The organism is Myxococcus sp. CA039A (assembly GCF_013336645.1).
Lineage (GTDB): Bacteria > Myxococcota > Myxococcia > Myxococcales > Myxococcaceae > Myxococcus > Myxococcus llanfairpwllgwyngyllgogerychwyrndrobwllllantysiliogogogochensis.
Window position 1 is genome coordinate 1 of the sequence record NZ_JABUMQ010000672.1, and the last position, 1,240, is coordinate 1,240.

Below are 1,240 nucleotides of genomic sequence, written 5' to 3' on the forward strand. Positions count from 1 at the left end.
AGGTGGTGGTGGTGCGAGCCCGGGGAACGCGGTGGACGTGCGCATCACCGGCTTCTGGCGCTGGAAGACGGTCGTCGTCCCGCCCAATGCCTACGTGGTGCAGACGCGCCGTGGGCATGCGCAGCCGCTGACGCTCGGCCTGGGGGTGTCGTTCGCCTATGACCCGGCGAAGGACTCGTTCCTGGTGGTGCCGGGGGCGATGCAGACCATCCTCATCAACGCGCACTGCATCTGCCGCGAGCTGCAGGGCCTGTTGGTGCAGGGCTACGTGCAGTGGATCATCGAGGACTTCGGCACGGCCTACCGCAAGCTGGACTTCACCGACGTGGAGGACCCGATGCGCGTGGTGAACGTGCAGCTGCGCGAGCAGGCGGAGGCGGCCATCAAGGACAAGGTGGCCACCATGAGCATCGACGCGGTGCTGTCCGACAAGCAGCCCATCATCGAGGAACTCACGGCCCGGTTGCGGCACGTGGCGGAGGGCGGCGGAGGCACCGACAAGGGCCTGGGGCTGCGCATCGTCACGGTGCAAATCAAGGAGGCCGTGGTCAGCTCCGCGCGCCTGTGGGAGAGCCTCCAGACGCCGTTCCGCGCCGAGCAGGAGCGCATCGCCCGGCTGGCGTCGTTGGGGAAGGAGGAGTCGCTGGCCCAGCGTGAGCTGGAGGTGGAGCAGACGCGCGAGCGCATGCAACTGGAGAGCGATGGCGAGCTGTCCGCGCTCCGGGCGAGCAAGGACGCGCAGGCGTACGACCGCGAGCAATCCGAGCGGCAGCGGCGACAGCATCGCGAGGAAGAGGACGCGCGCAAGCTGGCCACGGAGCGGCAGCAGACGGTGCTCCAGGCCGCGGAGCTGGAGAAGGCCCGGCTGGCCGGTGAGGCGGAGCTGGCGCGACTGCGACAGGAGGTGGAGGCGGCAACGCTCAAGCGCACCGCGCTCGCGAGCACGGACGCTCGCGACGTGGAGCGCGCCGCGGCCAACCGCCAGGCCCGGGTCGAACTGGAGCACCTGGAGCTGCGCCAGAACATCCTCAATGGTCTGAGTACGTCCAACCTGCAGGCCCGTCTGGTGGAGTTGCTGCCCGCCATCGCGCAGAAGCTGCCGCAGCCTCGCGAACTGCGCTCGGTGTCCATCGGAGGCGCCGGGGGCGCGCACGACGGGCTCGGACTGACCACCCTGGTGGCCCAGATGATGGCCCTGGTGAACGTCTTGAAGACGGAGCCGCCCGCGACTCCTCCGCCC

The 1,240-nt window shown here is 69.8% G+C and carries 1 protein-coding gene; it reads left to right on the forward strand.

Annotated features, from left to right (window positions below; genetic code table 11):
- The coding region (locus tag HR086_RS46935) for an SPFH domain-containing protein (protein ID WP_174468920.1) at nucleotides 1-1,240 on the forward strand (1,240 nt) is incomplete at both ends.